The following is a 23,560-nucleotide window of genomic DNA, read 5'->3' on the forward strand; positions in this document are numbered from 1 at the left end:
GCAGGGGTAAACGGCGCTCGCCGGCGTCCGCCGCGAAGCAATCGCTGCGTTACGAAAATACAACAGGGCCATGGATTTATGGCGCTTTCCACCAATCTTTTCACGCATATTTGACCAATCCCATGCGCCCGGCACGCCGAGGAATTAAGGTTCATTCATCGAAACGCGGCAATTGGCGCATTTCAATCTGCTCGGATCTCGGACGGAACTCACTTTTAAATAGGGAATAAGACATGAAAAAATCACTCGTTGCCCTCGCACTCTTCGGCGCATTTGCCGCAACCGCACAAGCACAGTCGTCCGTTCAAATCTACGGCACGGTTGATGCTGGCCTGGGCAAAACGACCGGTTCGACCACTGCCGTGACGAAACGCGACAACAACAAGCTGGGCTTCAAGGGCACGGAAGATCTGGGCAATGGCCTGAAAGCCATTTTCCAACTGGAAATTCGCTATGAATCCGACACCGGCACGCTGGAAAACAATTCCCGTCCGCTGTTCCAGGGTCAAAGCCGCGTCGGCCTGCAAGGCGACTTCGGTACCGTGCGCCTGGGCCGTGGCCTGACCGCATTCCAGGAATCGAGCACCGCGTTCGAACCATGGTCGGGCATGCCAACGCCAGCCGGCTTCCAGACCGACATCACCGTGGCCGCCTACAGCAGCGATCCACTGAGCGCGCCAGGCAACTCGCGTAACCGCTTCTCGAACGCCGTGTTCTACAACTCGCCAGTGTTCAGCGGCTTCCAGATCAACGCCACCGTCGCCGCCAAGGAAGCCAATGGCAACGCCGCCGTCATCGCCACGCCTGGCAACCACGGCGTACCGGCCAATGCCACGCCGGATTCGAATCCATACTCGGTCTCGGCCACGTACACCAACTCGCAATTCGCCGCCATGGCCGCCTACGAGCGCAATGCGCTGGAAGCCAAGCTGTGGTCGGTTGCGGCATCGTTCAATCCGGTCCCGGAACTGAAACTGATGGCGTCGTACCAGCATCAGGATGACAGCGGCCTGAAAATCATCAATACCGATACCAAGGCATGGCTGGTCGGCGCCAACTACGACGTTGGCCCAGGCAAGATCCGCGCTGGCTACGGTCAAAAAACGCCGGATGGCGTGACCAAGACCAAGCAGGCATCGCTGGGCTATGACTACAACCTGTCGAAGCGCACCTACCTGTACGCGGACATCTCGAACCGCAAGGCAGCCACCTCGATCACCTACATCGGTCTGGGCGTACACCACAACTTCTAATGGCTGCGCCTGTCGCCCGCTGCGGGTGACAGGCCAGACGCAGGGAAGACCAGGCGGCATGGGCAACCATGCCGCCTTTTTCATGGGCGCGCGGAAAATGCACGCACGTGGCGCCCTTTGCGCCTATGCCGCGGCACTCTCGGTTAGAATTAAGCGTTCACCCTTCTATCATCTGACACTATCAATGACCGCCACACTCGATTCCAGCACCGTCGCCCAGTATCTGAGCGAGCATCCGAATTTCTTCGAAGAGCATACCGCTCTGCTCGGCGAAGTCAAACTGAGCAGCCCGCTGACGGGACGCACCATCTCGCTGCAGGAGCGGCAAATGGAAGTGATGCGCGACAAATACAAGGCGCTCGAACTGCGCATGTCCAAGCTGAGCCGCGTGGCCGAGGAAAATGGCGACATCGCCAGCAAATTCCACGGCTGGAACCAGGCCATGCTGCAGGTGCGCAACGATGCGGCCATGCCGCGCGTGCTGGTCGATGCGCTGCAAAGCAATTTCGACGTGCCCCACGTCAGCCTGCGCCTGTGGCAAGTGCTGCCGGAACACGCCAACGGCTGGTTCACGGAAGATGTCACGGCCGACGTGCGCATGTTCGCCAACAGCCTGCAAGCACCGTATTGCGGCAGCAACCGCGATTTCGAAGCCGTGCACTGGCTGCAGGCCGAGAAAATCGAATCGACCGTCATGATCGCCCTGCGCGCACCCGGCACCACGGGCACCTTCGGCCTGCTGGTGCTCGGCTCGCCCGACAGCGAGCGCTTCACCTCGAGCATGGGCACGGATTTCCTCGTGCACATCGGCGCCACGGCCAGCGCCGCCCTGGCCGCGCTGCGCGCCGGTGCGCCTGCCTGAGAACGCCATGAATGCGACGCGCGGCAAGGCCGAATGGCTCGACGCCTACCTGGCGCAACTGGCCACGCAGCGCAAACTGTCGCCGCACACGCTGGACGCCTACGGGCGCGACCTGCGCGCGCTGTTGGAACTGAGCGGCAACACGCCCTGGACGGCCCTGGCGCACAACGAAGTGCGGCGCTACACGGCCAAGCTGCACGCAGGCGGCCTCGACCCGCGCTCGATCGCGCGCAAGCTGTCGTCGTGGCGCGGCTTCTTCAACTGGCTCAGCGGTGAAACGGCACTCGACGCCAACCCCGTCGACGGCATCCGCGCCCCGAAGCGGGCCAGGACGCTGCCGCGCGCGCTGTCGGTGGACGACGCCGTGCGCCTCGTGGCGCCCGCGCAACACCAGCAGGGCCAGGCCGAAGCGGAGCAGCTGTGCAACCGCGCCATGTTCGAACTGCTGTATTCGAGCGGCTTGCGCGTTTCCGAACTGACCAGCCTGGACACCCACTACAGCAAGGCCGACAACGGCCAGCCCGCCTCGCTGGGCTGGCTCGACATGGCCAGCTTCGAAGTCATCGTCACGGGCAAGGGCAGCAAGATGCGTAAGGTGCCGGTCGGCAAGGCCGCCCTCGTCGCCCTCAGCAGCTGGCTGGCCGTGCGCCCGCCGGCCAGGGATGGCAGCGCCGCCTTGTTTTTGAGCACGCGCGGCACGCGCATCTCGCCGCGCGTCTTGCAGCTGCGCCTGAAGGCGCACGCGCTGGCCACGGAGATTCCCGCGAATGTGCATCCGCACGTGCTGCGCCACTCGTTCGCCTCGCACGTGCTGCAATCGTCGGGCGACTTGCGCGCCGTGCAGGAAATGCTGGGCCATTCCAGCATCACCTCGACCCAGGTCTACACGGCCCTCGATTTCCAGCACCTGGCGCACGTGTACGACCAGGCCCACCCGCGCGCCAAGGTCAAGTAAAGAGAACGCCGGCCTGATCCATATCAAGCGGATCGGCGCCCATTTGCAAGCATTTGCAAAATTCCGGCATAATCGTCCGGATTCGCCCGCTTGCGCGGCGGCACCACCGAACCACAGCATAGGCATGCATTCCTCATGGCACTGATTCCCACCACCATACTCACCGGTTTCCTCGGCGCCGGCAAAACCACCTTGCTCAACCGCATACTGCAGGAAGACCACGGCATGCGCATCGCCGTGATCGAGAATGAGTTTGGCCAGGAAAACATCGACAATGAAATCCTGGTGCAGGACAGCAACGAACAAATCATCGAGATGAACAACGGCTGCATCTGCTGCACCGTGCGCGGCGACCTGATCGTGGCCCTGTCGGCCCTGGCGCAAAAGCGCGATGCGGGCCTGATCGCGTTCGACCGCCTGGTCATCGAAACGACGGGCCTGGCCAATCCCGGCCCCGTGGCGCAAACCTTCTTTGTCGACGAGGAAGTGGGCAGCCACTACATGCTCGACGCCATCATCACCGTGGTCGACGCGCGCCATGCCATGAAGCAACTCGACGAATACGAAGAGGCGCAGCGCCAGGTGGGCTTTGCCGACAAGCTGCTGCTGTCGAAAACCGACCTCGTCAGTGAAGACGACGTGGCCGCCCTGACGCGCCGCCTGAAGCGCATCAATCCGCGCGCGCCCATCGGCAAGGTCGACTTCGGCCGCGCGCCGCTGGCCGAGGTGCTCGACATCCGCGGCTTCAATCTGAATGAAAAGCTGGAACTGGACCCGGATTTCCTCGCCACCGAAAGCGAGCACGTCCACGATCACGACCATGCGCATGAACACGCAGATCAGCACGCACACGGCCATGCGCATGAGCACAAGCATGAGCACACCGCAGCCTGCGCCACCGATTGCGGCCATGCCGACCACCACCATGCGCAGCACAGCGACGACATCGCCGCCTTTGTTTTCAAGAGCACGCAACCGTTTGACAGCGCCAAGCTTGATGAGTTCCTCGGCGGCCTGGTGCAGGTGTATGGCCCGCGCATGCTGCGCTACAAGGGTGTGCTGCTGATGCAGGGCGCCGAACGCAAGGTGGTATTCCAGGGCGTGCACCAGCTGATGGGCAGCGATCTGGGCGCCAAATGGGGCGAGAACGAGGTGCGTGGCAGCAAAATGGTCTTTATTGGCAAAAATCTACCAAAAGACATTTTTATTCGCGGACTCGAACAATGTTTGGTATAAACTAGCCGGGTTTTGCGAAGTATCTGTTGCAAAGCAGAAACAAAAGGGAAAGTTAAGCATGCTTTCCCCCTGCCTGACGAACATCTTGCTGGCATAAACCAACAAGTGGCCACATCTGATCGGCTAGTCAACAAATCGGGATGGCAATATAAAGCAAAGCGTGCCAAAATCAGCGACGAAAACGGCCCATGTCGTTCGCCTGTCATGAAATGCTGGCAAACTGCCGCTGGCCGCATGCCAGGCATGCAACCGATCCACCCAACACGCAGGTCGACGCGGCGAGCGAGACCGGCATATAGCGGCAAAAAGTTATCAACATGGCATTATCGCCGGCCGGTAGTCCTGGCCACCGCCGGCAAGCCAAGGTCGCAAGCAGTACAGCTGGACAGCAATGCCAAGCGGAACCTGTACAGTTGCTCGGCATCGCCGATCAACTGATCAATTTGAAAACTCTGTCGTATCGAAGGTAAGCGAAGTTATGACCAAAACTAATAAATCGACCCCGGCCGCCAACCAAGACATCCCTCTCATCAGCGAAGACCAAATTCGCGCCATGAGCGAAGATGACTACATGAATCCGGCACAACTGGCATTCTTCAAGGCACGTCTGCAACAGCTCGAGAAAGACTTGCTGAAAAACGCAGGCGAAACCACGGAACACTTGCGTGAAACCGTGCTGGTACCGGATCCTGCCGACCGCGCCACCATCGAGGAAGAGCATGCGCTGGAACTGCGCACGCGCGACCGCGAGCGCAAATTGCTGAAGAAAGTACAACAATCGATCGCCAGCATCGACGCCGGCGACTATGGCTGGTGCGAAGAAACGGGCGAGCCTATCGGCATCCCGCGCCTGATCGCCCGTCCGACCGCCACCCTGTCGCTGGAAGCCCAGCAACGGCGCGAACTGAAGCAAAAACTCTACGGCGACTGATCGCCCCGTCCCTTGCGCGGCCGCCCCGGCGGCCTGGCGATGGCGAATAAAAAAGCACACAACCCCGGTTGCGTGCTTTTTTTTCGTCCCGCGCCGACTACACTGAAGCAGGCGCGACAGTGGCACATGCCGCTTGCAATTGCCTTTTCCATCCCCACTTTTGGGCCATGGGCGCGCACACGCATGACGCTGCACGCATAGGCACGAATCTTTTGAGGTCACTATGGAACAATTTCACGGCACCACCATCCTCTGCGTCCGGCGCGGCAAGCAAGTCGCGCTGGGCGGCGATGGGCAAGTTACGCTAGGCAACATCGTCATGAAGGGCACGGCCCGCAAGGTACGCAAGTTGTACCAGGGCAAGGTCCTCGTGGGCTTTGCCGGCGGCACGGCCGACGCCTTCACCCTGCTCGACCGTTTTGAAGGCAAGCTGGAAAAACACCAGGGCAACCTGCTGCGCGCCTCTGTTGAACTGGCCAAGGACTGGCGCACCGACCGCGTGCTGCGCCGCCTCGAAGCGATGCTGCTGGTGGCCGACAGCGAGTCGACCCTGGTCATCACGGGCAACGGCGACGTGCTGGAGCCGGAAGACGGCATCGGCGCCATCGGCTCGGGCGGCACCTACGCCCAGTCGGCCGCCAAGGCGCTGCAGGAAAACACGGACTTGTCGCCGGCCGAAGTGGTCAAGAAATCGCTGACCATCGCCGCGGAACTCTGCATCTACACGAATATGTCCCACATCATCGAGACCCTGGACTAAGAGTCCTTCGAGAAAACGCCCATGGCTGCGTTGCATGGCCTGGGCGTACAAAAAGGTACTGCCTGCGGCCACGCGCCTTGCCCTGAACGTTTTTCGGGCACTCTACGCAAAAGAAAGATAGAAAGCCATTATGATCATGAACATGACCCCGTCGGAAATCGTCACCGAACTCGACAAGCACGTGGTGGGCCAGGCCAAGGCCAAGCGCGCCGTCGCCATCGCCCTGCGCAACCGCTGGCGCCGCCAGCAGGTGGCCGAACCCCTGCGCCATGAAATCACGCCCAAGAACATCCTGATGATCGGCCCCACGGGCGTCGGCAAGACGGAAATCGCGCGCCGCCTGGCCAAGCTGGCCGAGGCGCCGTTCATCAAGATCGAAGCGACCAAGTTCACGGAAGTGGGCTATGTGGGCCGCGACGTCGACACCATCATCCGCGACCTGATCGACATCGGCATCAAGCAGACGCGCGCGCTGGAGATGAAAAAAGTACGCGCGCGCGCCGAAGACGCGGCCGAAGACCGCATCATCGACATCCTCGTGCCGCCGGCGCGCGACTTCGGCTTCACGCCGAATACGGCGGCGGCCGTGGACACGGGCAGCGGCGACAGCACGCGCCAGACCTTCCGCAAGCGCCTGCGCCAGGGCGAACTCGATGACAAGGAAATCGAGATCGAGCTGGCCGAGGCGGGCCCGCAGATGGAAATCATGGCGCCGCCGGGCATGGAAGAAATGACGGAACAGATCAAGTCCATGTTCTCGGGCGTGGGCGGGCAGCGCAAGAAGGCGCGCAAGGTCAAGATCAAGGAAGCGCTGAAACTGCTGGTCGAGGAAGAAGCGGCCAAGCTGGTGAACGAGGACGAGCTGAAACAGAAGGCCATCCAGAACGTCGAGCAGAACGGCATCGTCTTCTTAGATGAAATCGACAAGATCGCCTCGCGTTCCGAAGCGGGCGGCGCCGACGTCTCGCGCGCCGGCGTGCAGCGCGACCTGCTGCCGCTGGTCGAAGGCACGACCGTCAACACCAAGTACGGCATGATACGCACGGACCACATCCTGTTCATCGCCTCGGGCGCCTTCCACCTGTCGAAACCGTCGGACCTGATCCCCGAGCTGCAGGGACGCTTCCCCATCCGCGTGGAGCTGGAATCGCTGTCGATTTCGGACTTCGAGCGCATCCTGACGAGCACCGACGCCTGCCTGACGATGCAGTACGAAGCGCTGCTGGCGACGGAAAACCTGAAGCTGCAATTCGCGCCGGAAGGCATCACGCGCCTGGCGGAAATCGCCTACTCGGTTAACGAGCGCACGGAAAACATCGGCGCGCGCCGGCTGCACACGGTGATGGAAAAACTGCTGGAAGAAGTGTCGTTTACGGCCAGCGAAGGCAGCAGCAGCACGGAAAACCTGCTGGTGATCGATGCCGCCTACGTCAACGAACGCCTGGAAGCGCTGTCGGTCAACGAAGACCTGTCGCGCTACGTGCTGTAAACAGGGAGGGGACCGATGGCAAACAAGGCATTGGCGACGCGGCAGAAAATGCAGTTCCGCGTCGAACCCTCGCAAAAACCGCGCAACCCGGTGGCCGCCGCGGCCCTGCAGCGCGCCGCCGGCGCGCACGTGAAGACCGTCTCCGGCCAGCGCCAGCAGGAAAAACGCCTGCTGGCGAAACTGCTGCAGAAAGCAGACGTCACAGACTGATCTTGAAATGTCCAGGGCAAGGCGCCTGGACGCAGCAGCATGAATCAAGGCCTTGCGGCGTGCTCATCGCAGGCCGCCTGCGGACACCCCCGATGGGGGCGTCCGCGATCAGGCCATCGTCTGCCCGGCGTCCGCCTTAGAAGCGGTAGGACGCGCCCAGCGAAAACATGTCGACCTTGGTCGTTTGCTTGCTGCTGTACTTCACTGGCACGCGGTCCCAGTCCAGGTGCAGCGACCAGTTCTTGTTCAGCGCGTAAGCCGTGCCGATGCCGTAGGTCAGGCCTATCTTGTCCTTCTTGTCCGAACCGCCGTCCGGATAATCGACCTTGCCCTGCGTGTAGGCCGCGCCGGCGCGTCCGCTCAGGGTGAATGCATCGAACTTGTAGGCCAGCACGCCCTGCATGCCGAGGCCCGTGAACTTGCCGCGCCCAGCGCGCTTGCCGGCGCCCGTGTCGAAGCCGGACTTGACCTCTCCCCCCAGATACCCCACCAGCTCAATCGCAGGCACGGCCACGCCGCCCTGAAACGGCAGCGCGTCGAAAGTGTAGCCCACGTAGGCCTTGCCGCTGCGCTTGCTGCTTTTGTCGCAGTCGCGCTGGGCGGGCACGCAATCGAGGTCGGTGTTGGCGCGAAAGCCGTAGCTGGCGCCCATGTAGACGGGGCCCGGCGCCGGCTCGGCGGCAAAGGCGGACAGGGGAGCGATGGCGGCAAGCGCCAGCATCGCTACTGGGAAACGTAATTGGATGGACATGAATAACCTCTACAAGTGAATGAGTGCCTGGTTGTAGCGCGCTGTGCGGGCCACAAGCGGGAGTGTCATCTCTTTTGCCTGGAAGTACTATCTCCTTGTGCAAAGTGCCATTAAGGGCTACATTCGGTACCGGCATCCGCTACCAAACTTGTAGAAAGGAACTATCGTGAGTTCGCCTGAACTGGTCCTGCGCGTCCTGCGCACCCAATTGCGCGCCGCCGGCATCACCTACAAGGTGCTGGCCGAGCGCATCGCCATGAGCGAATCGAGCGTCAAGCGCATGTTTGGCCAGCACGACATGTCGCTCTCGCGCCTGGCCCTGATCTGCAAGGCCTCCGGCATCGCCATGGAAGACGTGCTGCGCGGCGCGGCCGACATCACGCCGCATGCCGACACGCTCACCCTGGTGCAGGAAAAGTCGCTGGTGGCGCATCCGCGCCTGCTGCTGGTGGCGATCTGCTGCCTCGGCCACTGGAGCGTGGAGCAGGTAGTGGAAACGTATGCGCTGACGCAGGCCGAATGCATCGTCTGCCTGGCCGAGCTGGACCGGCTGGGCTTGATCGAGCTCAAGCCGCTGAACCGCTACAGCCTGCGCGTCTCGAACGCCTTCCACTGGCTGGCCGACGGTCCCGTGCAGCAGTACTTCCGCGAGCATGTGGTGGCCGACTATTTCAGCGGGCATTTTGACGGCGCCGGCGAGACGCTGATGTGCATCCCGGCCCGCCTGTGCCTGCCCAGCGCACAGGAAATGGTGCAAAAGATCCGCCAGCTGGCCGAGGAACTGGCGCGCCTGCACCAGAGCGACCGGCGCCTGGCGCCGGCCGAACGCGATGGCTTTACCCTGCTGCTGGGTTTTCGCTCATGGGAATTCGCCGCCTTCACGGCACTGCGCCGCAGCGCGCCCGCCGCGCCGCCGGCGCCGGGCGCCAGCTACCAGACAGGGCCCAGGAACAGGTAGAACGTGCTCTCGCCGCCCTTCGATGCGCCCGAGGCCATGTAGACGGGGCCGAAGCGCGTGTCGACCGAGATGAAGGCGCTGCTCGCCTGCGTGAATTTGCTGGCCTTCCAGCGTTCGCTCTGATCGAAGCCGCCGCCCATTTCCAGCGAAAAGCCGGCCCGCACGGCGCCGCCCAGGGTACTCGGCAGGGAACCGATGCGGCGCGCCATCACCAGGCGCGCCAGGGCGATGCTGCGCCCGCTCACCGATTGAAATTCCGTGCCGGACAGGCGCAGGAAACCGCCGAGGTTGAGCGGCGCCTCGCCACGCTGCGAACGCGCCCATTCGCCATACACATGGCCAGCCCAGTTGCCGCGGCTAAACGCCTTCAACCCCGTGATGGAGGATTGGCCCACGGCCGTTTCGCCCGATCCCGTGGTCGTATCGCGCGTCCAGGTGGCGTCGAACAGCACGCCGCGCGTGGGAAAGCCGGGCGAATCGAGCGTATCGACGCGGAACTGCACGAACTGCGTGGTGCCCAGCGCGCGCAACTCCGGCATCTCGGGGTCGGCCGGAATCGCCAGCTTGCCCTTGACTTCCCTGCGCGTGACGCCAAACTGCAAATCGCCCCAGGTACCAAACTGGCGTCCCAGCACCAGCGCCGCCGTCTGGCCGTTATAGGCCAGGCGCGCGCTGCGCCGGCCCTGGTCGAACAAATCCATCGCCGACGAGGTGTATTGCAGCTGCGGCGCGATATACCACGGGTTGCCGGCGCCCAGCGGCTGCCAGAACTGCACGCCATAACCGCGCGCATTGCCGATCTGCGCCGTGCTGCGCAACTCGCCGCCCCAGCTGTTCAGGTTCGAACGCACATGCAGCAGCTTCAGGGCAAAGTTGTTGCTGTCCTTGAAATCGCTGGCCAGTTCCAGGCCCACGCGCAGGCGGTTGCTGGCCCACGGCGCCTCGACCGCCTTGATGGTCACCGTGCGCTGCTCGCCCGCGTCCACCACCGCGCTCTCCACGCGCGCCACGTCGCCGCGTCCATACAGCTTGCCGGCCGCCTTGAGCACGTCTTCCTGGGTGACTGACTGGCCTTCCACCAGCCCGGACTGGGCTTGCAGGATGCGCGGATTGATATCGCCTTCGCTTTCCACGGCCAGGCGCGTGAGCGGCAGGGCCACGTCCAGCAGGGCCGGCGCGGCCAGGCGCAGCTGCTCGCGCGCCGCATACTGCTCCGGCGGCAGGGCCAGCGGCGCCAGGCGCGTGGCCAGCGCCTGCGCCGCCTGTTCGCCGGCGCGCATGGCGCGCGCATAGTTTTCGAAGTCGAGGAAACTGACGCCCGTCAGGTCGGGCGCCACGAGGATGTCCTGTGGCCGCATTTCCTTGAGCGAGCGCTGCACGTTCTGCTCCGTGAGGATCTGCAGCATCTGCTGCGCCACGCCGATGGCGCTGCCCAGCTCCTTTTCCGGCGCCAGCGGCGTGCCCACGTTGACGGCGATGACGATGTCGGCGCCCATGGCGCGCGCCATGTCGACGGGCAGGTTGCGCACCAGCCCGCCATCGACGACCAGGCGGTTATTCACGCGCACGGGCGAAAACACGCCCGGCACGGCCAGCGAGGCGCGCATCGACAGGAACAGCGGCGTGTCGACCAGCTCCACCAGCTCGCCACTGACGAGGTCCGACGCCACCGAACGGAAAGGCAGCGGCAGCTGGCTGGCGGGACGGTCGCGCATGCCGGCGGGCAGCAGCCGGTTCAAGGCCATCTCCAGCGCCGCATTGCTGGCCGCCGCCGGCGGCGTGGAAATACCGTTGCGGCTGATGCCGAACTCGATGCGCGACGGCAGCAGTAAATCCTCTTCGCGGCGGCGGAACACCAGTTCGTCGCGCGGCGGACGGTCGGCCACCACGCGCGCCCAATTCGTTTCGCGCGCCATCTTTTCCAGGTCCGCCACGGAAGCGCCGGCCGCATACGCGCCACCGACCACGCCGCCCATGCTGGTGCCGACCACCATGTCGACCGGCACGTGCAGCTCCTGCAGCACTTTCAGCACGCCGATATGCGCGAGGCCGCGCGCGCCGCCGCCCGACAGCACCAGCGCGATGCGCGGACGCGCCGGCACGGGCGCGGCGGATGATGGCTGCGCGGCGGCAGGGGAAGACGTGGCGGCGGGAGTGTCAGCGGCGGCGCCGGCTTGCGGCAGCGCGCACAGCGCCGCCATGCAGCCTGCTGCCAGGACGGCACGGATCGAAAACATGAAGACTCCTGTAGCGATGGCGGCACGGCGCCATCGGCAAAAATGCGGTTGAAGCGAAGGTGCTGATTAATGCATCAATTTGACGGCGGCTGCACGCTCGTCACCTGGGCCGGCGCCGGCATCATCGTCGGACGCTGCTGCGTCTCCATCGGCATCGGTGGCGGCACCAGGTTCGTCGTCGCGGCCGGCGCCGGGGCGGGAGTCGGCGTCGGCGTGGCCGGCAGCACTGCCGGCATGGCCAGCGCCTTGTCGTCCGCCACCAGGTCGATGCGCTTGCTCACGCCGCCATCCTGCAGCAGCACGTGGCGCGCATGCACTTCCAGCACCGTCACGCCGGGCACCACCTCGGCGCCCTCGGGCAAGGCCACGGAAGGCTTGCCGTCGGTCGAGATGATGGCCACGCTGCCGCGGCCGTTGCCCGCCGCCACCACGCCCTTGAGCTGGTAGTTGCTGGCCGTGGCCACGCTGACCTGGCCGCCGAACAGCGAGGCGCCCGCCTCCACGCTGGCGTCCTGCACCACCGGCACGGCGGGCGGGTTGATCGGGCGTTGCGGCGCCTTGAACAGCTGCATGGCCCAATAGGCCAGCGACACGGACAGCGCCACGACGGCGACCAGGCTTACAAGTTGGGGCAAACGCTTCATGGTTTCCTTGATATTTCTCTTAACGCACCAGCTGATTAATTTCGATAATCGGCATCAGCACTGCCAGCACGATCAGCAGCACCACCACGCCCATCGCCAGGATCAGGGCCGGCTCCAGCAGGCCGGCAATGGTCAGCGTGCGGCGTTCCAGGTCCTGCTCCTGCGCGCTGGCGGCGCGTTCGAGCATGGCCGGCAGCTCGCCCGTGATTTCGCCGGCGCGTATCATGTGGATCAGCATCGGCGGGAAATGCTTTTGCGCCGACAGCGCGCGTGCCAGACTCACGCCCTCGCGCACGGCGCCGCTGGCTTCCTGCACCAGTTCCTGCATCGCCACGTTGGTCAAGGTGTCACGGCTGGTGTCGAGCGCGCGCAAAATCGGCACGCCGGAACCGGTGGTGATGGCCAGCGTGCTGGCGAAACGGGCCGTGTTCAGGCTGCGCTCGAACTTGCCGTACAGGGGCGCCGTCAGCAGCCACGTATGCCAGCGCCGTTTCAGGGCCGGCTGCTGCAGCGCACGGCGCCAGGCCACCCAGGCGCCGACGAGGGCAATCGCCACGACGATGCCGTAATGGCGCACGAAGTCCGACAGCGCCAGCATGATCACGGTCAGCATGGGCAGCTTCTGCTTGGTGTTGGCGAACACGGAAACGATCTGCGGCACCACGTAGGTGAGCAGGAAGATGACGATGGAAAACGCCACCACCGTGACGATGGCCGGATAGGTAAACGCCAGCTTGACCTTCTGCACCAGCGCGTTGCGCCGTTCGATATAGTCGGCCAGGCGCGACAGCACGCGCGACAGATGGCCGATCTGCTCGCCCGACGCCACCAGTGCGCGGTAGATCTCGGCGAAGTCGCGCGGATGGCGCGCCAGCACGTCGGAAAACGCGGCGCCGCCGATCACTTCCGAGCGGATCGAAGCGATCAGGTCGCGCAGATAGGGCCGCTCGGCCTGTTCCAGCAGCGCGGAAAACGCCTGCTCCAGCGGCAGGCCCGCTTCCAGCAGGCTGGCCAGCTGGCGCGTAAACAGGGCCAGTTCGGTGCTCGACAGGCGCTCGCCGAAGCCGCGCCGCCTGGTCACGCCGGCGGCGTCCACCTGCGCGGCGATCTGCTCGACGGCCAGCGGCACCAGGCCTTGCACGCGCAGTTCGGCGCGCGCGGAACGGGGGCTGTCGGCGTTGAGCACGCCCTTGCGGGTGGCGCCCTGGGCGTCGACGGCTTCATAACGGAATGCGGGCATGGTGGCGGGCCTAGTCTTTGGTCACGCGCAGCAATTCCGCCTGCGTGGTGGTGCCGTCGCGCAGCCAGCGTTCGCCGTCGTCGCGCATGCTCAGCATGCCGTCCTGCAGGGCGACCGTGCGCACCTCCGCCTCCGAGGCGCGGTTGTGGATCTGCGCGCGGATCTGCTCCGTCGTGCGCAGCAGTTCATATACGCCGACGCGGCCCTGGTAACCGGTCTGGCCGCAATGCTCGCAGCCGACGGCCTGCCAGTATTCGCCATCGAAGGTCTTGCAGGAACCGCACAGCTTGCGCACCAGCCGCTGCGCCAGCACGCCCAGCAGGGAGGAGGACAGCAGGAACGGCTCGATGCCCATGTCGAGCAGGCGTGTGACGGCCGCCGACGCATCGTTGGTGTGCAGGGTCGCCAGCACCAGGTGGCCCGTCAGCGACGCCTGCACGGCGATCTGCGCCGTTTCCAGGTCGCGGATCTCGCCGATCATGATCACATCGGGATCTTGCCGCAGAATCGCCCGCAGCGCCTTGGCAAATGTCATGTCGATGCGCGGATTGACCTGCGTCTGGCCCACGCCCGCCAGGTCGTACTCGATCGGGTCTTCCACCGTGAGGATGTTCGTGGTGGTGGCGTTGAGCATCGACAGCGCCGCATACAGGGTCGTGGTCTTGCCCGAACCGGTGGGACCCGTGACGAGCACGATGCCGTGCGGCTGCGTGATCAGGCCATCGAACTGCGCCAGCATGGGCGCGCTCATGCCCAGGTGCTGCAGGTCGAGGCGGCCCGCTTCCTTGTCCAGCAAGCGCAGCACGGCCCGTTCGCCATGCCCGGTGGGCAGGGTCGAGACGCGCACGTCGACGGGCTTGCCGCCCACGCGCAGGGTGATGCGGCCGTCCTGCGGCAGGCGTTTCTCGGCGATGTCGAGCTGCGCCATGATCTTGATGCGCGAAATGAGCGATCCGTGGATGGCCTTGCGGGGACGCACCACGTCGCGCAGGCTGCCGTCGATGCGGAAGCGCACGACGGACGTCTGCTCGAACGGCTCGATGTGGATATCGGACGCGCCTTCGCGCAGCGCCTGCGTCAGCAAGGCGTTGATCATGCGGATCACGGGCGCGTCGTCGGACGACTCGAGCAAGTCCTCGATGGCCGGCACGTCCTGCAGCAGCTTGGTCAGATCGAGGTCGGCGTCGAATTCATCGGCCATCTGCGAAGCGTCGCCGCCGCCGCCCGCGTAGGCGCCGGCGATGGCCGCATCGAGGTCGGCGCGCGGCAGCACCGTCAGCTGGATCTGGCCGAAGCGGCGCGACACTTCGGCGATCGCCGCCGGCGCCGTCGATGCGGCCACCAGCACGTCGACCGGCGCGCCATCGACGGCGCCGGGCCGGGCCAGCAAGCCGAAATCGCGCGCGTAGGCGTAGGGAAGCAGGTTACTCATGGCTGTCCCGTCATTTCTGCTGCTGCGGCAGTTGCTGCTGCTGGTATTGCTGCAGCAGCGGCTGCGGCGGCGTGGCCGCGTTGGCCGGCGCGCCTGGCGGCGGCGTCGGCGCCGGCGGCACGGGACGCGTCACCATGTTGCCGCCCACCGGCTGGCCATCCTGCAGCGCCGGCAGCACGGGCGTGCCCAGGTCTTTCAGCATCAGGTTGCCCGAAGCCGGCACGGCGGCCGTCTCGGCCGAGCGCATGTAGTCGTAGCGGTCGGCCGCCAGGCTGCCGCTCTGCTCCTTGTTGCGCACGATGACGGGGCGCAGGAAGATCATCAGGTTGGTTTTCTTGCGCTCGCGCGTCTGGTACTTGAACAGGTTGCCCAGCAGGGGAATGTCGCCCAGGCCGCGCACCTTCTCCGCGTTGTCGCCCGTGCTGTCCTCGATCAGGCCGCCGAGCACGATGATCTGGCCATCGTCGGCCAGCACATTGTTTTCGATCACGCGGTTGTTGATGGTGATGCCGCTGACGGCCGACGCCGTGGATTTGTCCACGCTCGACGTCTCGTGATAGATGCCCAGCTTGATGGTGCCACCTTCGGAAATCTGCGGACGCACCTTCAGCGTCAGGCCCACTTCCTTGCGGTCGATGGTCTGGAACGGATTCGTGTTGGTGCCGGCCGTGCTCGTGTACTGGCCCGTCAGGATAGGCACGTTCTGCCCCACCTTGATGGTGGCCAGCTCGTTGTCCAGGGTGATCAGGTTCGGTGTCGACAGGATGTTGGCGTTGCCGTCCGATTCCAGCGCATGCGCCACGGCGCCCAGGCCCAGCGCGCCGTTGATCTGCTTGAAGATGCCCAGGGTCAGGCCGCCCGTCGGCAGCACCTTGCCGCCGCCCAGCGCCAGCTTGGCGATATTGTTGTCGGTGCCGCCGGCGAACGACTGCAGCGCGCCCACGCGGTAGCTGCTGTTGCTGTCGCCGGAAAGCCCCAGCCACTGCACGCCGAACTCGGATGCCTTGGCCGACGTCACTTCGACGATCAGCGCCTCGATGTAGACCTGGGCGCGGCGCACGTCGAGCTGGTCGATCACGGCGCGCAGGTTGCGGTACACGGCTTCGTTGCAAGTCAAAATCAGGGTATTCGTCGAGGCATCGGCCTGGATGAAGCCGGCCGCGCCGCCCGAGGACAGCTGCTGCGGTCCATTGCTCAGCGACGCGCCGCCCGAGGTGCCGCTCTGCGAGCCGCCGCCCAGGCCCGTGCTGTTCATGCCGCCGCCCTGGTTATTCTGGTTGTTCGTGTTCAGGCTGTTGCTGGTCGGCTGCTGCGCCGTGGCGGCCGTGCCGTCCGACGTCACCACCGAACGCAGGGTTTGCGCCAGCTTGGTGGCATCGGCGTTCTTCAGGTACACCACGTGCACATTGCCCAGCTGCGTAGTAGGCTGGTCCAGCTTCGAGATCAGCGACTTGGCCAGATTGGCGCGCGCCGCCGATGGCGCGCGCAGCACCAGCGAATTGGTGCGCGGGTCGGCCAGCACGGAAACCTTGCCGCTATCGGCCGTCGCGCCGGCGCCGCCGCTGCCGCCTTCCATCAGCTTGTTTACCATCGAGGCCAGGTCGGAAGCGATCGCATAGCGCACGGGGATCACGTCCAGGTCCGTCGAGGCGGGCACGTCGAGCGCGGCGATGATCTTCGCCAGGCGCTTGAGGTTATCCGCGTAATCGGTGATCACCAGCGAGTTGTTGCCCGGGTTGGCATTGATCGTGTTGTTCGGCGAAATCAGCGGACGCAGCACGGCCAGCAGGTTGGCCGACGATTCGTAGTTCAGGTAAAACACCTGGGTGGCGATCTGGTCGCCCTTCACCTGGCTGCTGCCGTTGCCCACCTGGGTCGGCACGGATTGCAGCTTGGCGTCCGCTTCCGGCACCACCTTGGCGTAGCCGTCGCCCGAGACCACCGCGTAGCCCTGCAGGCGCAGCGCCGAGGCCAGCAGCCCGAACGCCTGCGTCTTGCTGATCGACTTTTCCGACACCAGCGTGATCGTGCCCTTGACGCGCGGGTCGATGACGAAATTGATGTTGGTGTAATGGCCGACCGCCTTGATCACCGACTCGATGTCGGCGCCGACGAAATTGAGCGCCGCTTCGTCGCCGGGCGCGGCCCAGACGGGCGCCGGCATGCCGACCACGGAACAGCACAGCAAGGCGGCGGCGGAGAGGCGGCGCAGCGAGAAGGTGGAGGTATTTGGGCTCACGGATGGTTTTTTCATTGTCTAAACTCTAAGGCGATGATGTTTTTTTCGCTATTGCTACGGCGCTGTCCCAGCAAATTCAACAAACTCGCCAAGGTCTCTTCATATCCTGCTGCGGCCTGGGCCTGGCCGGAAAACTGCATGCGCCCCTGATTCAGGCTGCCGCTGCCATCGAGCAGCAGCGGTCCCTTGATGGAGCGCAAGGTCAATGCCGCCTGCTGCCCCTGCCAATCGAAATCGAGTTCATAACTGCCCAGCGGACGCAGGGACGACAGGCGCGACGCCATGTCCGTCATTTGCAGGGTGGTGCGGCCGACGGCGGAAAACTGCCGCTGCTCCAGCGCCAGCTGCAAGGTGCTCCACGACAGGCGCATGCTGCCCGTCGGCGCCACCGTGTTCAGCGGCGCGCCGAGGCCGCCCAGGCCATCGGCCGGCAGCAGCAACGCCGCCGGGCTGACTTGCCAGTGCGACCACGACCCGCGCAGGTTGACGGCCTGCGACAGCGCCTCTGCATTCTGCAGCTCCACGTCGACCGCGCCCCACAGCACGGACGGCGAAATGCGCCAGTTGAAGCGTCCCGGCAGCAGCGGCGTCACGGCCCCATTCGCGCTGGCCGCCCCGCCAATAAAGGCCGAGCCGCGCCACAGGGTACCTTGCGCGTCGCCCAAGGTCAAACGTCCGCCCGTCTGCCTTTCCACGATGCCGGCTACCCAGCCGGCCGGGAAAAACACCAGCAGGGTGATGCAGACGCTGGCGATGATGGCCAGCAGCCATCCGAGCACGCGCATCATCGTGCCGCGCCCGGACTCTGGTGCAGGCTCAGGCTGGCGTCCACCAGGCCGGCCTTGGTCTGCGCCGTGATCTTCGCTTCCTGCACGGCGATGCGGCCTTCGCGGCGCAAGCCATCGAGCCACAGCATGACGCTGGCAAACGGCACGCCCGTCAGCTGCACGCGCGCATATTCGCCCGTCAGCGACAGCGATTGCGGCGTCAGGCCGCGCGCCTTCAGCGATGCCTCGAGGCCGGCGCGGCTCATGGGCGCCACCTGCACCGGCGTCTGGCGCGACAACTCACCGGCTTCGCGCGCCAGCGCCTGCAGCTGGGCCGCACTCTGGCGCAGCTCGGGCAAGCTCTTTTGCAATTCGATGCGTCCCGTCCAGGCCGGCTCGAAAAACACGGCGTAGACGAGGGCCAGGCCCGCCACCACGCCGCCGATGGCCAGCAGCTTGCGCTCCTGCTGCGTGCGTTCGGCCCAGAAGGCCTGCACGGCTTGCTGGCGGCCGGCCAGCACGGCGCGGCCCCTGTTCAATGCTGCACTCATGCTTTTGCTCCCGTGGCCGGCGTGATCTTCCACACGCCCGGCTCCGTTTCATTCAGGGCCAGCTTGCGCGCGGCCAGGCCGTCGCGCACCTGCGCCTGGGCGCTGGCGTCGACCATGTCCGGCTTCAGGCGCACGATCAGGCTGCGCTCGCGGTATTCGAGCGAAGCCACCACGCCGCGTCCGGCCAGGCCGCCCAGCGCCTCGCCCAGGGCCGCGCTCATGCTGGTGAAGTCATCCATGCTGGCTTGCCCGCCCTGCAGGCGGGCGGCGGCGATATTGCGCCGCATCTGCTCCGCTTCCAGGCCATACACGGGGGCCTCGTTCGGGTAGGCCGCCTTGAAGGTTTGCTGCATCGAGGTGCGCACGGTGGCCACCTCGCGCTTCAGGCGCATCCATTCGATATTCATGCCCACCAGGTTGACGACCACCGTCAGCAGCGCCAGGCGCAGCGGCCAGCGCCAGCGACGCCAGTCCGCGGCCGCACCCGTCGCCGTGCCCAGCGCACCCGCCAGGTCCAGCGCTGCGGTGCGGGCGCCGGCGATCCAGTGCGCCCAGTGGTCAAGCTCGACCGTCACGCCATCCATGCCGGCGGCCAGTTGTTGATATTGCGCAAGCTCCGCCTGCGCCACGTATACGGTCAGCGGCACGTCGCCGGCGAACGCGCGCGTCGTCAGCAGCGCCTGCTGCGGCTGGGGCGGCAGCACCAGGCCCAGTCCCTCCTGCGGCGCCTGGCGCAAGGCCAGTTCCAGGCCATCGCCGCTCGCCTGCAGGGCGGCCGTCACGCTGCCCGGCTGCAAGGGCAGGCACAGCTGCGACGGCAACAGCGCCACCTTGCGCGCGCCCTGCGCCAGCAAGGCTTTTACCAGCACCTCGACCCAGGCGCGCTGCGCCACGGCCACCGTGCGCATGCCGGCCGCATCGGGCGCGCCGGCGGCCAGCAGGCAATCCTGGGCGTCGCCGAGGATGTGCTCTTCCACCAGGCCCGGCAAGGCCGCGCGCAGGCGGGCGCCGGCCAGGGGCGGAGTCTTCAGGCGCAGCAGGGTCACGTCGGCCGCCGCCAGCAGCAGCACCACGCGCTGCGCGCCGGCGATCAGCTGGCCCAGGCCGCCCAGCGGCGCACTGCCCTGCTGCAGCAAGGCGCCGCCGTCGCCGGCCAGCACGAAGGAGCAGGCCGGCGCGCTGTCGGTGGACGCCTTGGCCGGGTGCCGGATATACAAAGTTGTCAAGGTGACTCGCTTTCAGGGGTTAATTTTCCCGCAACCAGACCAGGCTGGTGGTGCGCTGCGGATCCGTTTTTCGATTGACGAGGGCCACGGCATCGAGGGCGGCGCGGTCCAGCCGCACCCGGATCACGGTGAGGAAGTAGCGGCTCTTCACATCGATATCCACGCCGTCGATCGGTTTCTTGCCATTGATATTATTCTGGAAATTTGCTCTATCGACAAACTTTTTACGCGGATTGCTCAAAGTCAGGGCGCTGGCCTCGGACAAGGACATGTCCGTGATGGCCGACAGCACTTCGGCCGACGCCGTGTTCACGTTCACGGCCGTCAGTTCCGGCAGGACGATGACGAAATCGCGCAGTTTTTCGATGATTTGCGGCGTATAGCCGGGCACGGCCAGCAAATCCTCGACCTGCGTGAAGGCCACCGGCTCGCTGCCGCCGCCCGCCGTCTTGCCGGCCGCCTTGCCATCCTTGCCATCCTTGCCGCTGTCGCTGGCGACGCGCGGCACCGGCTTGGCGCGCAGCACGGCGTCGGCCGTGGCCTGCGCCAGGCCGCTGTCGAGTTGCAAATTGGACAGCAAGCGCTGGTAAGCCTGTACCTGGTTCGGATCGACGCCGCCCGTGGCCGCGGCCAGGTTGGTGATGTTGAAGCGCGCCTGCGCGTCGAGCGCGCGGCCCGACACGGTGGCGTCAAATTTTTCCGTGTCGACCTTTTCGCGGTCGACGTAGTCGTCGAGCCGCGCTTCCTCGATGGGCGTGGCCCACACGCCGTCGGCGGCCGTCAGCATGGGATTGTCCTGGCGCAACCAGAAACGGGCGAAGTCGACCATGCCGCGCATGGCCCACTGCGTCTGCAGGCGCAAACGCTGGTTTTCCATCGAGCGCACCTGCACCTGCTGTTGCCAGAACAGGCTGGCAACCACCGTGATGGCCAGCGCCGTCAGCAGCAAGGCCGTGATGACGGCCACGCCGCGCTGGCGCGAGGGGCGGGTGTATGGCCTCATCCCGGCCCCAATAAAAAGACTTTGGACAGGCCCGCCGCCTGGCCCGGCATCTGCAAGGTCACTTCCAGGCCCGGCACCTGCGTGGAAATGGTGGCGCCCGCCGTCAGTACGTTCCAGGCGCCATTGTTCCAGCCGCGCATGACCATGCTGTCGACGCCGCGCATCAGGGTCACGTCGGCGCTGCCCGTGTCCGTATCGTCGCGCGCCGCCTGCCACAGGGTGTCGAGCACGGCCAGGTCGCGCGTGCCGTTCGACTCGCGCCGGATCAGCACGCCGCCGCGCAGCAGGTAAGTGACCACTTGCAATTGTTGCGGTTCCTGCTCCGAGGCGGCCAGGCGCACCAGGGTCAGGCGGTCATTCTCGGCCGTCAGGTTGGTGCGGCCATTGAGCAGGTTGTTGCCCTGGCCGGCGCCGGCCAGGTGGTCGCAATCGCTCTGCATCTGGGCGAATGCCAGCTGCATGCCGCGCGCCTGCTCCAGCTGGCTGGTGAGCACTTCGCGCGAGCGCATGATGCTGTCCAGGCCGCGCCAGCCCAGCACGGCCACCATGGCCAGGATGCCGATGGCCACGAGCAGCTCGATCAGGGTGAAACCCGCGGCGGAAAGGTTGCGGCGCGCCATCAGTCGTTAAACGAAAGCAGGACAAGGCGCACGATGCGCCGGGCCGGATACTGGGCGTCATAGACGTTGACGCGCACTTGCCGGATGCGCGGGTTCGGCGTGGCCACCACTTCTTCCTCGCAAATCAGTTGCAGATCGCCTTGCGGGCATTCGACCGTGCGCTTGCCCGTCTGCGGGAAGGTTTTCGCCAGGCGCAGGCGCACCAGGTGGTTTTCCGCCGACCAGGTGGCCATCATGGCGCTGCGCAAGCCGTCGCTGTTCTGCGTCAGGCTGCCCACGGCGCGCAGGGACGCGCCCAGGGCCGTGCCGACGATGACGAGGGCCACCAATACCTCGAGCAAAGTAAAGCCGCGCTGGCGGCGTTGGCGGGAGTAGCCCATCATTGCTCGACCGTGAAATGGCCGATGCCGTCGGCGCGGATGGCCACGCTGCGTTCGCCGCTGGCCAGGGTCAGGACAAACGGCTTGTCGACCGGTTCGCGGCCGAAGATGATGCGCAGCGGCTGCGCCACGCTGTTCGATGGCTGCACGCTGAGCAGCATGGGCGTATTCGCAAACGTCCGTTCGCGCAGCAGGTCGTCCTGCGTCACGGGCTGCCACAGCTTTTCATTGAGCACCAGGAAACGGTATTGATTTTCATCCGCCTCGAACGCCACTTGCCGGCTGCGCACGATGGCTTCATCGCGCGCCAGCTGCAGCAGCAGGGCGATGCGCTCGGCTTCCTTTTGCAGGGCTTGCTGGCCATTCGGCATGGCGTTCAGCGACACGAGGCCCAGGGTGACGCCGATGATGACCATCACCACCAGCAATTCGATCAGCGTGAAGCCACGGCTGCGCTGCTGGCCTGCCCTGCGTCGCCGGCTCATGATGGTCATGAAGGGAGAAACTTACAGGTCCCACGAGCCGAGATCGGCGTCGTCGCCGCTACCGCCAGGCTGGCCGTCGGCGCCCAGCGAGATGATGTCGACTTCGCCCTTCAGGCCTGGCGACAGGTACTGGTAGGGATTGCCCCACGGATCTTTCGGCATCTTTTCCAGGTAGCCGCCCGCCTTCCAGCCGTTCGCGGCCGGGCCGGTCGTGGGCTTTTCGATCAGCGCATGCAAGCCCTGCTCGGTGGTCGGGTAGCGCTGGTTGTCCAGGCGGTACAGTTTCAAGGCTTGCATCACGGTGGCGATGTCGACTTTCGCCGCCGCCACTTTCGACTCGCCCGTGCGGGCGATCAGCTTGGGCACCACGAGCGAGGCGAGGATGCCCATGATCACCACCACGACCATGATTTCGATCAAGGTGAAGCCGCGCGCGCGGCGCTGGCGTATCGGATGGTTTGCTGCGTTTTGCATAAGAAAGAGAGAAGAAGGTGAGTAATGAGAGCAGAGTATAAAGCGGAAATATGACAAAGCCTGTCATATGGGGAAAAAATTCTGCGGGGGCTGTCAGGCCGACAAGACCACTTCGCCGCAGACGGCGCAGGCGGGGTCGCGCGCCACGCGCATGCTGCTCCATTCCATGTGCAAGCCGTCGAGCAGCAGCAGCCGGCCGGCCAGCGATTCGCCCACGCCCATCACCAGTTTCAGGGCCTCGGCCGCCTGCATGGCGCCGACCACGCCGACCAGCGGCGCGAACACGCCCATGGTCGAACATGCCTCGTCCGTGAACTGCTGCTCCTGCGGAAACAGGCAGGAATAGCACGGCTGCGTACCCGTGCGCGGATCGAACACGCTCACCTGGCCGTCGAAGCGGATCACGGCGCCCGACACCAGCGGCACCCTGGCCGCCACGCACGCGCGGTTGACGGCATGGCGCGTGGCGAAGTTGTCCGTGCAGTCGAGCACGACCGTGGCCGACAAGACCAGTTCGGCCAGGCGCGCTCCGTCGAGCCTTTCCTTTAATGCAACAATTTCGATCTCGGGATTGATACCGAGCAAGGTTTCGCGTGCCGACTGCACTTTCGGCTGGCCCACGCGGGCCGTCGTGTGGGCGATCTGGCGCTGCAGATTGGTCAGGTCGACCGTATCGTCGTCGACCAGGGTCAGCTTGCCGATGCCGCTGGCGGCCAGGTACATGGCGGCCGGCGAACCAAGCCCGCCCGCGCCGATCACCAGCGCATGGGCGTCGAGCAACGCTTGCTGGCCTTCGATGCCGATCTCGTTGAGCAGGATATGGCGCGAATAGCGCAGCAATTGGGCGTCATGCATGG

Annotated in this window: 24 protein-coding genes; 9 read left to right on the top strand and 15 right to left on the bottom strand. The window is 65.3% G+C overall.

Annotated features, from left to right (window positions below):
* The first annotated feature begins 233 nt into the window (after window positions 1–233).
* The 8 genes from O0880_RS17395 (at window position 234) to O0880_RS17430 (ending at window position 7,696) form a co-directional block, all read left to right on the top strand.
* Window positions 234–1,253, top strand: a complete 1,020-nt coding sequence (locus O0880_RS17395) for a porin (protein ID WP_071325726.1) — start codon at window positions 234–236, stop codon at window positions 1,251–1,253.
* A 184-nt stretch (window positions 1,254–1,437) separates the two neighbouring features.
* Window positions 1,438–2,115 (top strand): DUF484 family protein, encoded by a 678-nt coding sequence (locus tag O0880_RS17400; protein ID WP_289887764.1) that lies wholly within the window; start codon window positions 1,438–1,440, stop codon window positions 2,113–2,115.
* Window positions 2,116–2,122: 7 nt separating this feature from the next.
* Window positions 2,123–3,070: a tyrosine recombinase XerC gene (locus O0880_RS17405; protein ID WP_289887765.1), complete on the top strand. Its 948-nt coding sequence runs from the start codon at window positions 2,123–2,125 to the stop codon at window positions 3,068–3,070.
* A gap of 135 nt (window positions 3,071–3,205) precedes the next feature.
* Window positions 3,206–4,306, top strand: coding sequence for a GTP-binding protein (locus O0880_RS17410; RefSeq protein WP_071325729.1), 1,101 nt, complete (start codon window positions 3,206–3,208; stop codon window positions 4,304–4,306).
* Window positions 4,307–4,784: 478 nt separating this feature from the next.
* The gene (gene dksA / locus O0880_RS17415; RefSeq protein WP_034753066.1) at window positions 4,785–5,237 is read left to right on the top strand and encodes an RNA polymerase-binding protein DksA; all 453 of its coding nucleotides are present in this window, start codon (window positions 4,785–4,787) and stop codon (window positions 5,235–5,237) included.
* A gap of 223 nt (window positions 5,238–5,460) precedes the next feature.
* A complete protein-coding gene (gene hslV, locus O0880_RS17420) occupies window positions 5,461–5,997 on the top strand; it encodes an ATP-dependent protease subunit HslV (RefSeq protein ID WP_010394217.1) in 537 nt (178 codons plus the stop codon).
* A 136-nt stretch (window positions 5,998–6,133) separates the two neighbouring features.
* The gene (hslU, locus tag O0880_RS17425; protein WP_071326752.1) at window positions 6,134–7,486 is read left to right on the top strand and encodes an ATP-dependent protease ATPase subunit HslU; all 1,353 of its coding nucleotides are present in this window, start codon (window positions 6,134–6,136) and stop codon (window positions 7,484–7,486) included.
* A gap of 15 nt (window positions 7,487–7,501) precedes the next feature.
* On the top strand, window positions 7,502–7,696 hold the full coding sequence (locus tag O0880_RS17430) for a hypothetical protein (protein ID WP_071325730.1): 195 nt from the start codon (window positions 7,502–7,504) through the stop codon (window positions 7,694–7,696).
* 136 nt (window positions 7,697–7,832) lie between these two features.
* On the opposite strand, the gene O0880_RS17435 is transcribed toward O0880_RS17430, so the two are convergent.
* Window positions 7,833–8,447, bottom strand: coding sequence for a porin family protein (locus tag O0880_RS17435; protein WP_289887771.1), 615 nt, complete (start codon window positions 8,445–8,447; stop codon window positions 7,833–7,835).
* A gap of 166 nt (window positions 8,448–8,613) precedes the next feature.
* On the opposite strand from O0880_RS17435, the gene O0880_RS17440 reads away from it, so the two are divergent.
* A complete protein-coding gene (locus O0880_RS17440; RefSeq protein ID WP_071325732.1) occupies window positions 8,614–9,405 on the top strand; it encodes a helix-turn-helix transcriptional regulator in 792 nt (263 codons plus the stop codon).
* Here O0880_RS17440 and O0880_RS17445 read toward each other — a convergent pair.
* The 14 genes from O0880_RS17445 to moeB form a co-directional block, all read right to left on the bottom strand.
* Entirely contained in the window at window positions 9,378–11,642 is a 2,265-nt protein-coding gene (locus O0880_RS17445) for a patatin-like phospholipase family protein (RefSeq protein ID WP_289887772.1), read from the bottom strand. The two genes, O0880_RS17440 and O0880_RS17445, sit on opposite strands and share 28 nt — an antisense overlap.
* A gap of 74 nt (window positions 11,643–11,716) precedes the next feature.
* Window positions 11,717–12,286 carry a type II secretion system protein N gene (locus O0880_RS17450; protein ID WP_071325734.1) on the bottom strand — a complete coding sequence of 190 codons (570 nt, stop codon included), beginning with the start codon at window positions 12,284–12,286 and terminating at the stop codon, window positions 11,717–11,719.
* Between the two features lie 19 nt (window positions 12,287–12,305).
* Window positions 12,306–13,526: a type II secretion system inner membrane protein GspF gene (gene gspF, locus O0880_RS17455; RefSeq protein ID WP_071325735.1), complete on the bottom strand. Its 1,221-nt coding sequence runs from the start codon at window positions 13,524–13,526 to the stop codon at window positions 12,306–12,308.
* Window positions 13,527–13,536: 10 nt separating this feature from the next.
* Window positions 13,537–14,958, bottom strand: a complete 1,422-nt coding sequence (gene gspE / locus O0880_RS17460) for a type II secretion system ATPase GspE (RefSeq protein ID WP_071325736.1) — start codon at window positions 14,956–14,958, stop codon at window positions 13,537–13,539.
* 10 nt (window positions 14,959–14,968) lie between these two features.
* Window positions 14,969–17,212 (bottom strand): type II secretion system secretin GspD, encoded by a 2,244-nt coding sequence (gene gspD / locus O0880_RS17465; protein WP_289887774.1) that lies wholly within the window; start codon window positions 17,210–17,212, stop codon window positions 14,969–14,971.
* Window positions 17,209–17,985: a type II secretion system protein N gene (locus tag O0880_RS17470; protein WP_289887775.1), complete on the bottom strand. Its 777-nt coding sequence runs from the start codon at window positions 17,983–17,985 to the stop codon at window positions 17,209–17,211. The genes gspD and O0880_RS17470 overlap by 4 nt, the downstream gene beginning before the upstream one ends.
* The gene (gene gspM / locus O0880_RS17475) at window positions 17,982–18,515 is read right to left on the bottom strand and encodes a type II secretion system protein GspM (protein WP_071325739.1); all 534 of its coding nucleotides are present in this window, start codon (window positions 18,513–18,515) and stop codon (window positions 17,982–17,984) included. Before gspM ends, O0880_RS17470 begins: the two co-directional genes overlap by 4 nt.
* Window positions 18,512–19,741, bottom strand: coding sequence for a type II secretion system protein GspL (gene gspL / locus O0880_RS17480; protein WP_289887777.1), 1,230 nt, complete (start codon window positions 19,739–19,741; stop codon window positions 18,512–18,514). The genes gspM and gspL overlap by 4 nt, the downstream gene beginning before the upstream one ends.
* A 19-nt stretch (window positions 19,742–19,760) precedes the next feature.
* Window positions 19,761–20,744: a type II secretion system minor pseudopilin GspK gene (gene gspK, locus O0880_RS17485; RefSeq protein ID WP_289887779.1), complete on the bottom strand. Its 984-nt coding sequence runs from the start codon at window positions 20,742–20,744 to the stop codon at window positions 19,761–19,763.
* Window positions 20,741–21,364 (bottom strand): prepilin-type N-terminal cleavage/methylation domain-containing protein, encoded by a 624-nt coding sequence (locus O0880_RS17490; RefSeq protein ID WP_289887781.1) that lies wholly within the window; start codon window positions 21,362–21,364, stop codon window positions 20,741–20,743. The genes gspK and O0880_RS17490 overlap by 4 nt, the downstream gene beginning before the upstream one ends.
* Window positions 21,364–21,747: a type II secretion system minor pseudopilin GspI gene (gene gspI / locus O0880_RS17495; protein WP_071325743.1), complete on the bottom strand. Its 384-nt coding sequence runs from the start codon at window positions 21,745–21,747 to the stop codon at window positions 21,364–21,366. The genes O0880_RS17490 and gspI overlap by 1 nt, the downstream gene beginning before the upstream one ends.
* A complete protein-coding gene (gene gspH, locus O0880_RS17500; protein ID WP_289887782.1) occupies window positions 21,744–22,229 on the bottom strand; it encodes a type II secretion system minor pseudopilin GspH in 486 nt (161 codons plus the stop codon). The genes gspI and gspH overlap by 4 nt, the downstream gene beginning before the upstream one ends.
* Before the next feature lie 21 nt (window positions 22,230–22,250).
* Window positions 22,251–22,703, bottom strand: a complete 453-nt coding sequence (gene gspG / locus O0880_RS17505) for a type II secretion system major pseudopilin GspG (RefSeq protein WP_071325744.1) — start codon at window positions 22,701–22,703, stop codon at window positions 22,251–22,253.
* Window positions 22,704–22,796: 93 nt separating this feature from the next.
* Window positions 22,797–23,558, bottom strand: coding sequence for a molybdopterin-synthase adenylyltransferase MoeB (gene moeB, locus O0880_RS17510; RefSeq protein ID WP_289887783.1), 762 nt, complete (start codon window positions 23,556–23,558; stop codon window positions 22,797–22,799).
* Between the last annotated feature and the right edge of the window lie 2 nt (window positions 23,559–23,560).

Source organism: Janthinobacterium sp. SUN118 (genome assembly GCF_030397695.1).
Taxonomy (GTDB): domain Bacteria; phylum Pseudomonadota; class Gammaproteobacteria; order Burkholderiales; family Burkholderiaceae_D; genus Janthinobacterium.

Bases quoted from the DNA above. Each gene is read 5' to 3' on its own strand.
- O0880_RS17395 (WP_071325726.1), top strand. From the start codon at position 234: ATGAAAAAATCACTCGTTGCCCTCGCACTCTTCGGCGCATTTGCCGCA.
- O0880_RS17400 (WP_289887764.1), top strand. From the start codon at position 1,438: ATGACCGCCACACTCGATTCCAGCACCGTCGCCCAGTATCTGAGCGAG.
- O0880_RS17405 (WP_289887765.1), top strand. From the start codon at position 2,123: ATGAATGCGACGCGCGGCAAGGCCGAATGGCTCGACGCCTACCTGGCG.
- O0880_RS17410 (WP_071325729.1), top strand. From the start codon at position 3,206: ATGGCACTGATTCCCACCACCATACTCACCGGTTTCCTCGGCGCCGGC.
- dksA (WP_034753066.1), top strand. From the start codon at position 4,785: ATGACCAAAACTAATAAATCGACCCCGGCCGCCAACCAAGACATCCCT.
- hslV (WP_010394217.1), top strand. From the start codon at position 5,461: ATGGAACAATTTCACGGCACCACCATCCTCTGCGTCCGGCGCGGCAAG.
- hslU (WP_071326752.1), top strand. From the start codon at position 6,134: ATGAACATGACCCCGTCGGAAATCGTCACCGAACTCGACAAGCACGTG.
- O0880_RS17430 (WP_071325730.1), top strand. From the start codon at position 7,502: ATGGCAAACAAGGCATTGGCGACGCGGCAGAAAATGCAGTTCCGCGTC.
- O0880_RS17435 (WP_289887771.1), bottom strand. From the start codon at position 8,447: ATGTCCATCCAATTACGTTTCCCAGTAGCGATGCTGGCGCTTGCCGCC.
- O0880_RS17445 (WP_289887772.1), bottom strand. From the start codon at position 11,642: ATGTTTTCGATCCGTGCCGTCCTGGCAGCAGGCTGCATGGCGGCGCTG.
- O0880_RS17450 (WP_071325734.1), bottom strand. From the start codon at position 12,286: ATGAAGCGTTTGCCCCAACTTGTAAGCCTGGTCGCCGTCGTGGCGCTG.
- gspF (WP_071325735.1), bottom strand. From the start codon at position 13,526: ATGCCCGCATTCCGTTATGAAGCCGTCGACGCCCAGGGCGCCACCCGC.
- gspE (WP_071325736.1), bottom strand. From the start codon at position 14,958: ATGAGTAACCTGCTTCCCTACGCCTACGCGCGCGATTTCGGCTTGCTG.
- gspD (WP_289887774.1), bottom strand. From the start codon at position 17,212: ATGAAAAAACCATCCGTGAGCCCAAATACCTCCACCTTCTCGCTGCGC.
- O0880_RS17470 (WP_289887775.1), bottom strand. From the start codon at position 17,985: ATGATGCGCGTGCTCGGATGGCTGCTGGCCATCATCGCCAGCGTCTGC.
- gspM (WP_071325739.1), bottom strand. From the start codon at position 18,515: ATGAGTGCAGCATTGAACAGGGGCCGCGCCGTGCTGGCCGGCCGCCAG.
- gspK (WP_289887779.1), bottom strand. From the start codon at position 20,744: ATGAGGCCATACACCCGCCCCTCGCGCCAGCGCGGCGTGGCCGTCATC.
- O0880_RS17490 (WP_289887781.1), bottom strand. From the start codon at position 21,364: ATGGCGCGCCGCAACCTTTCCGCCGCGGGTTTCACCCTGATCGAGCTG.
- gspI (WP_071325743.1), bottom strand. From the start codon at position 21,747: ATGATGGGCTACTCCCGCCAACGCCGCCAGCGCGGCTTTACTTTGCTC.
- gspH (WP_289887782.1), bottom strand. From the start codon at position 22,229: ATGAGCCGGCGACGCAGGGCAGGCCAGCAGCGCAGCCGTGGCTTCACG.
- gspG (WP_071325744.1), bottom strand. From the start codon at position 22,703: ATGCAAAACGCAGCAAACCATCCGATACGCCAGCGCCGCGCGCGCGGC.
- moeB (WP_289887783.1), bottom strand. From the start codon at position 23,558: ATGCATGACGCCCAATTGCTGCGCTATTCGCGCCATATCCTGCTCAAC.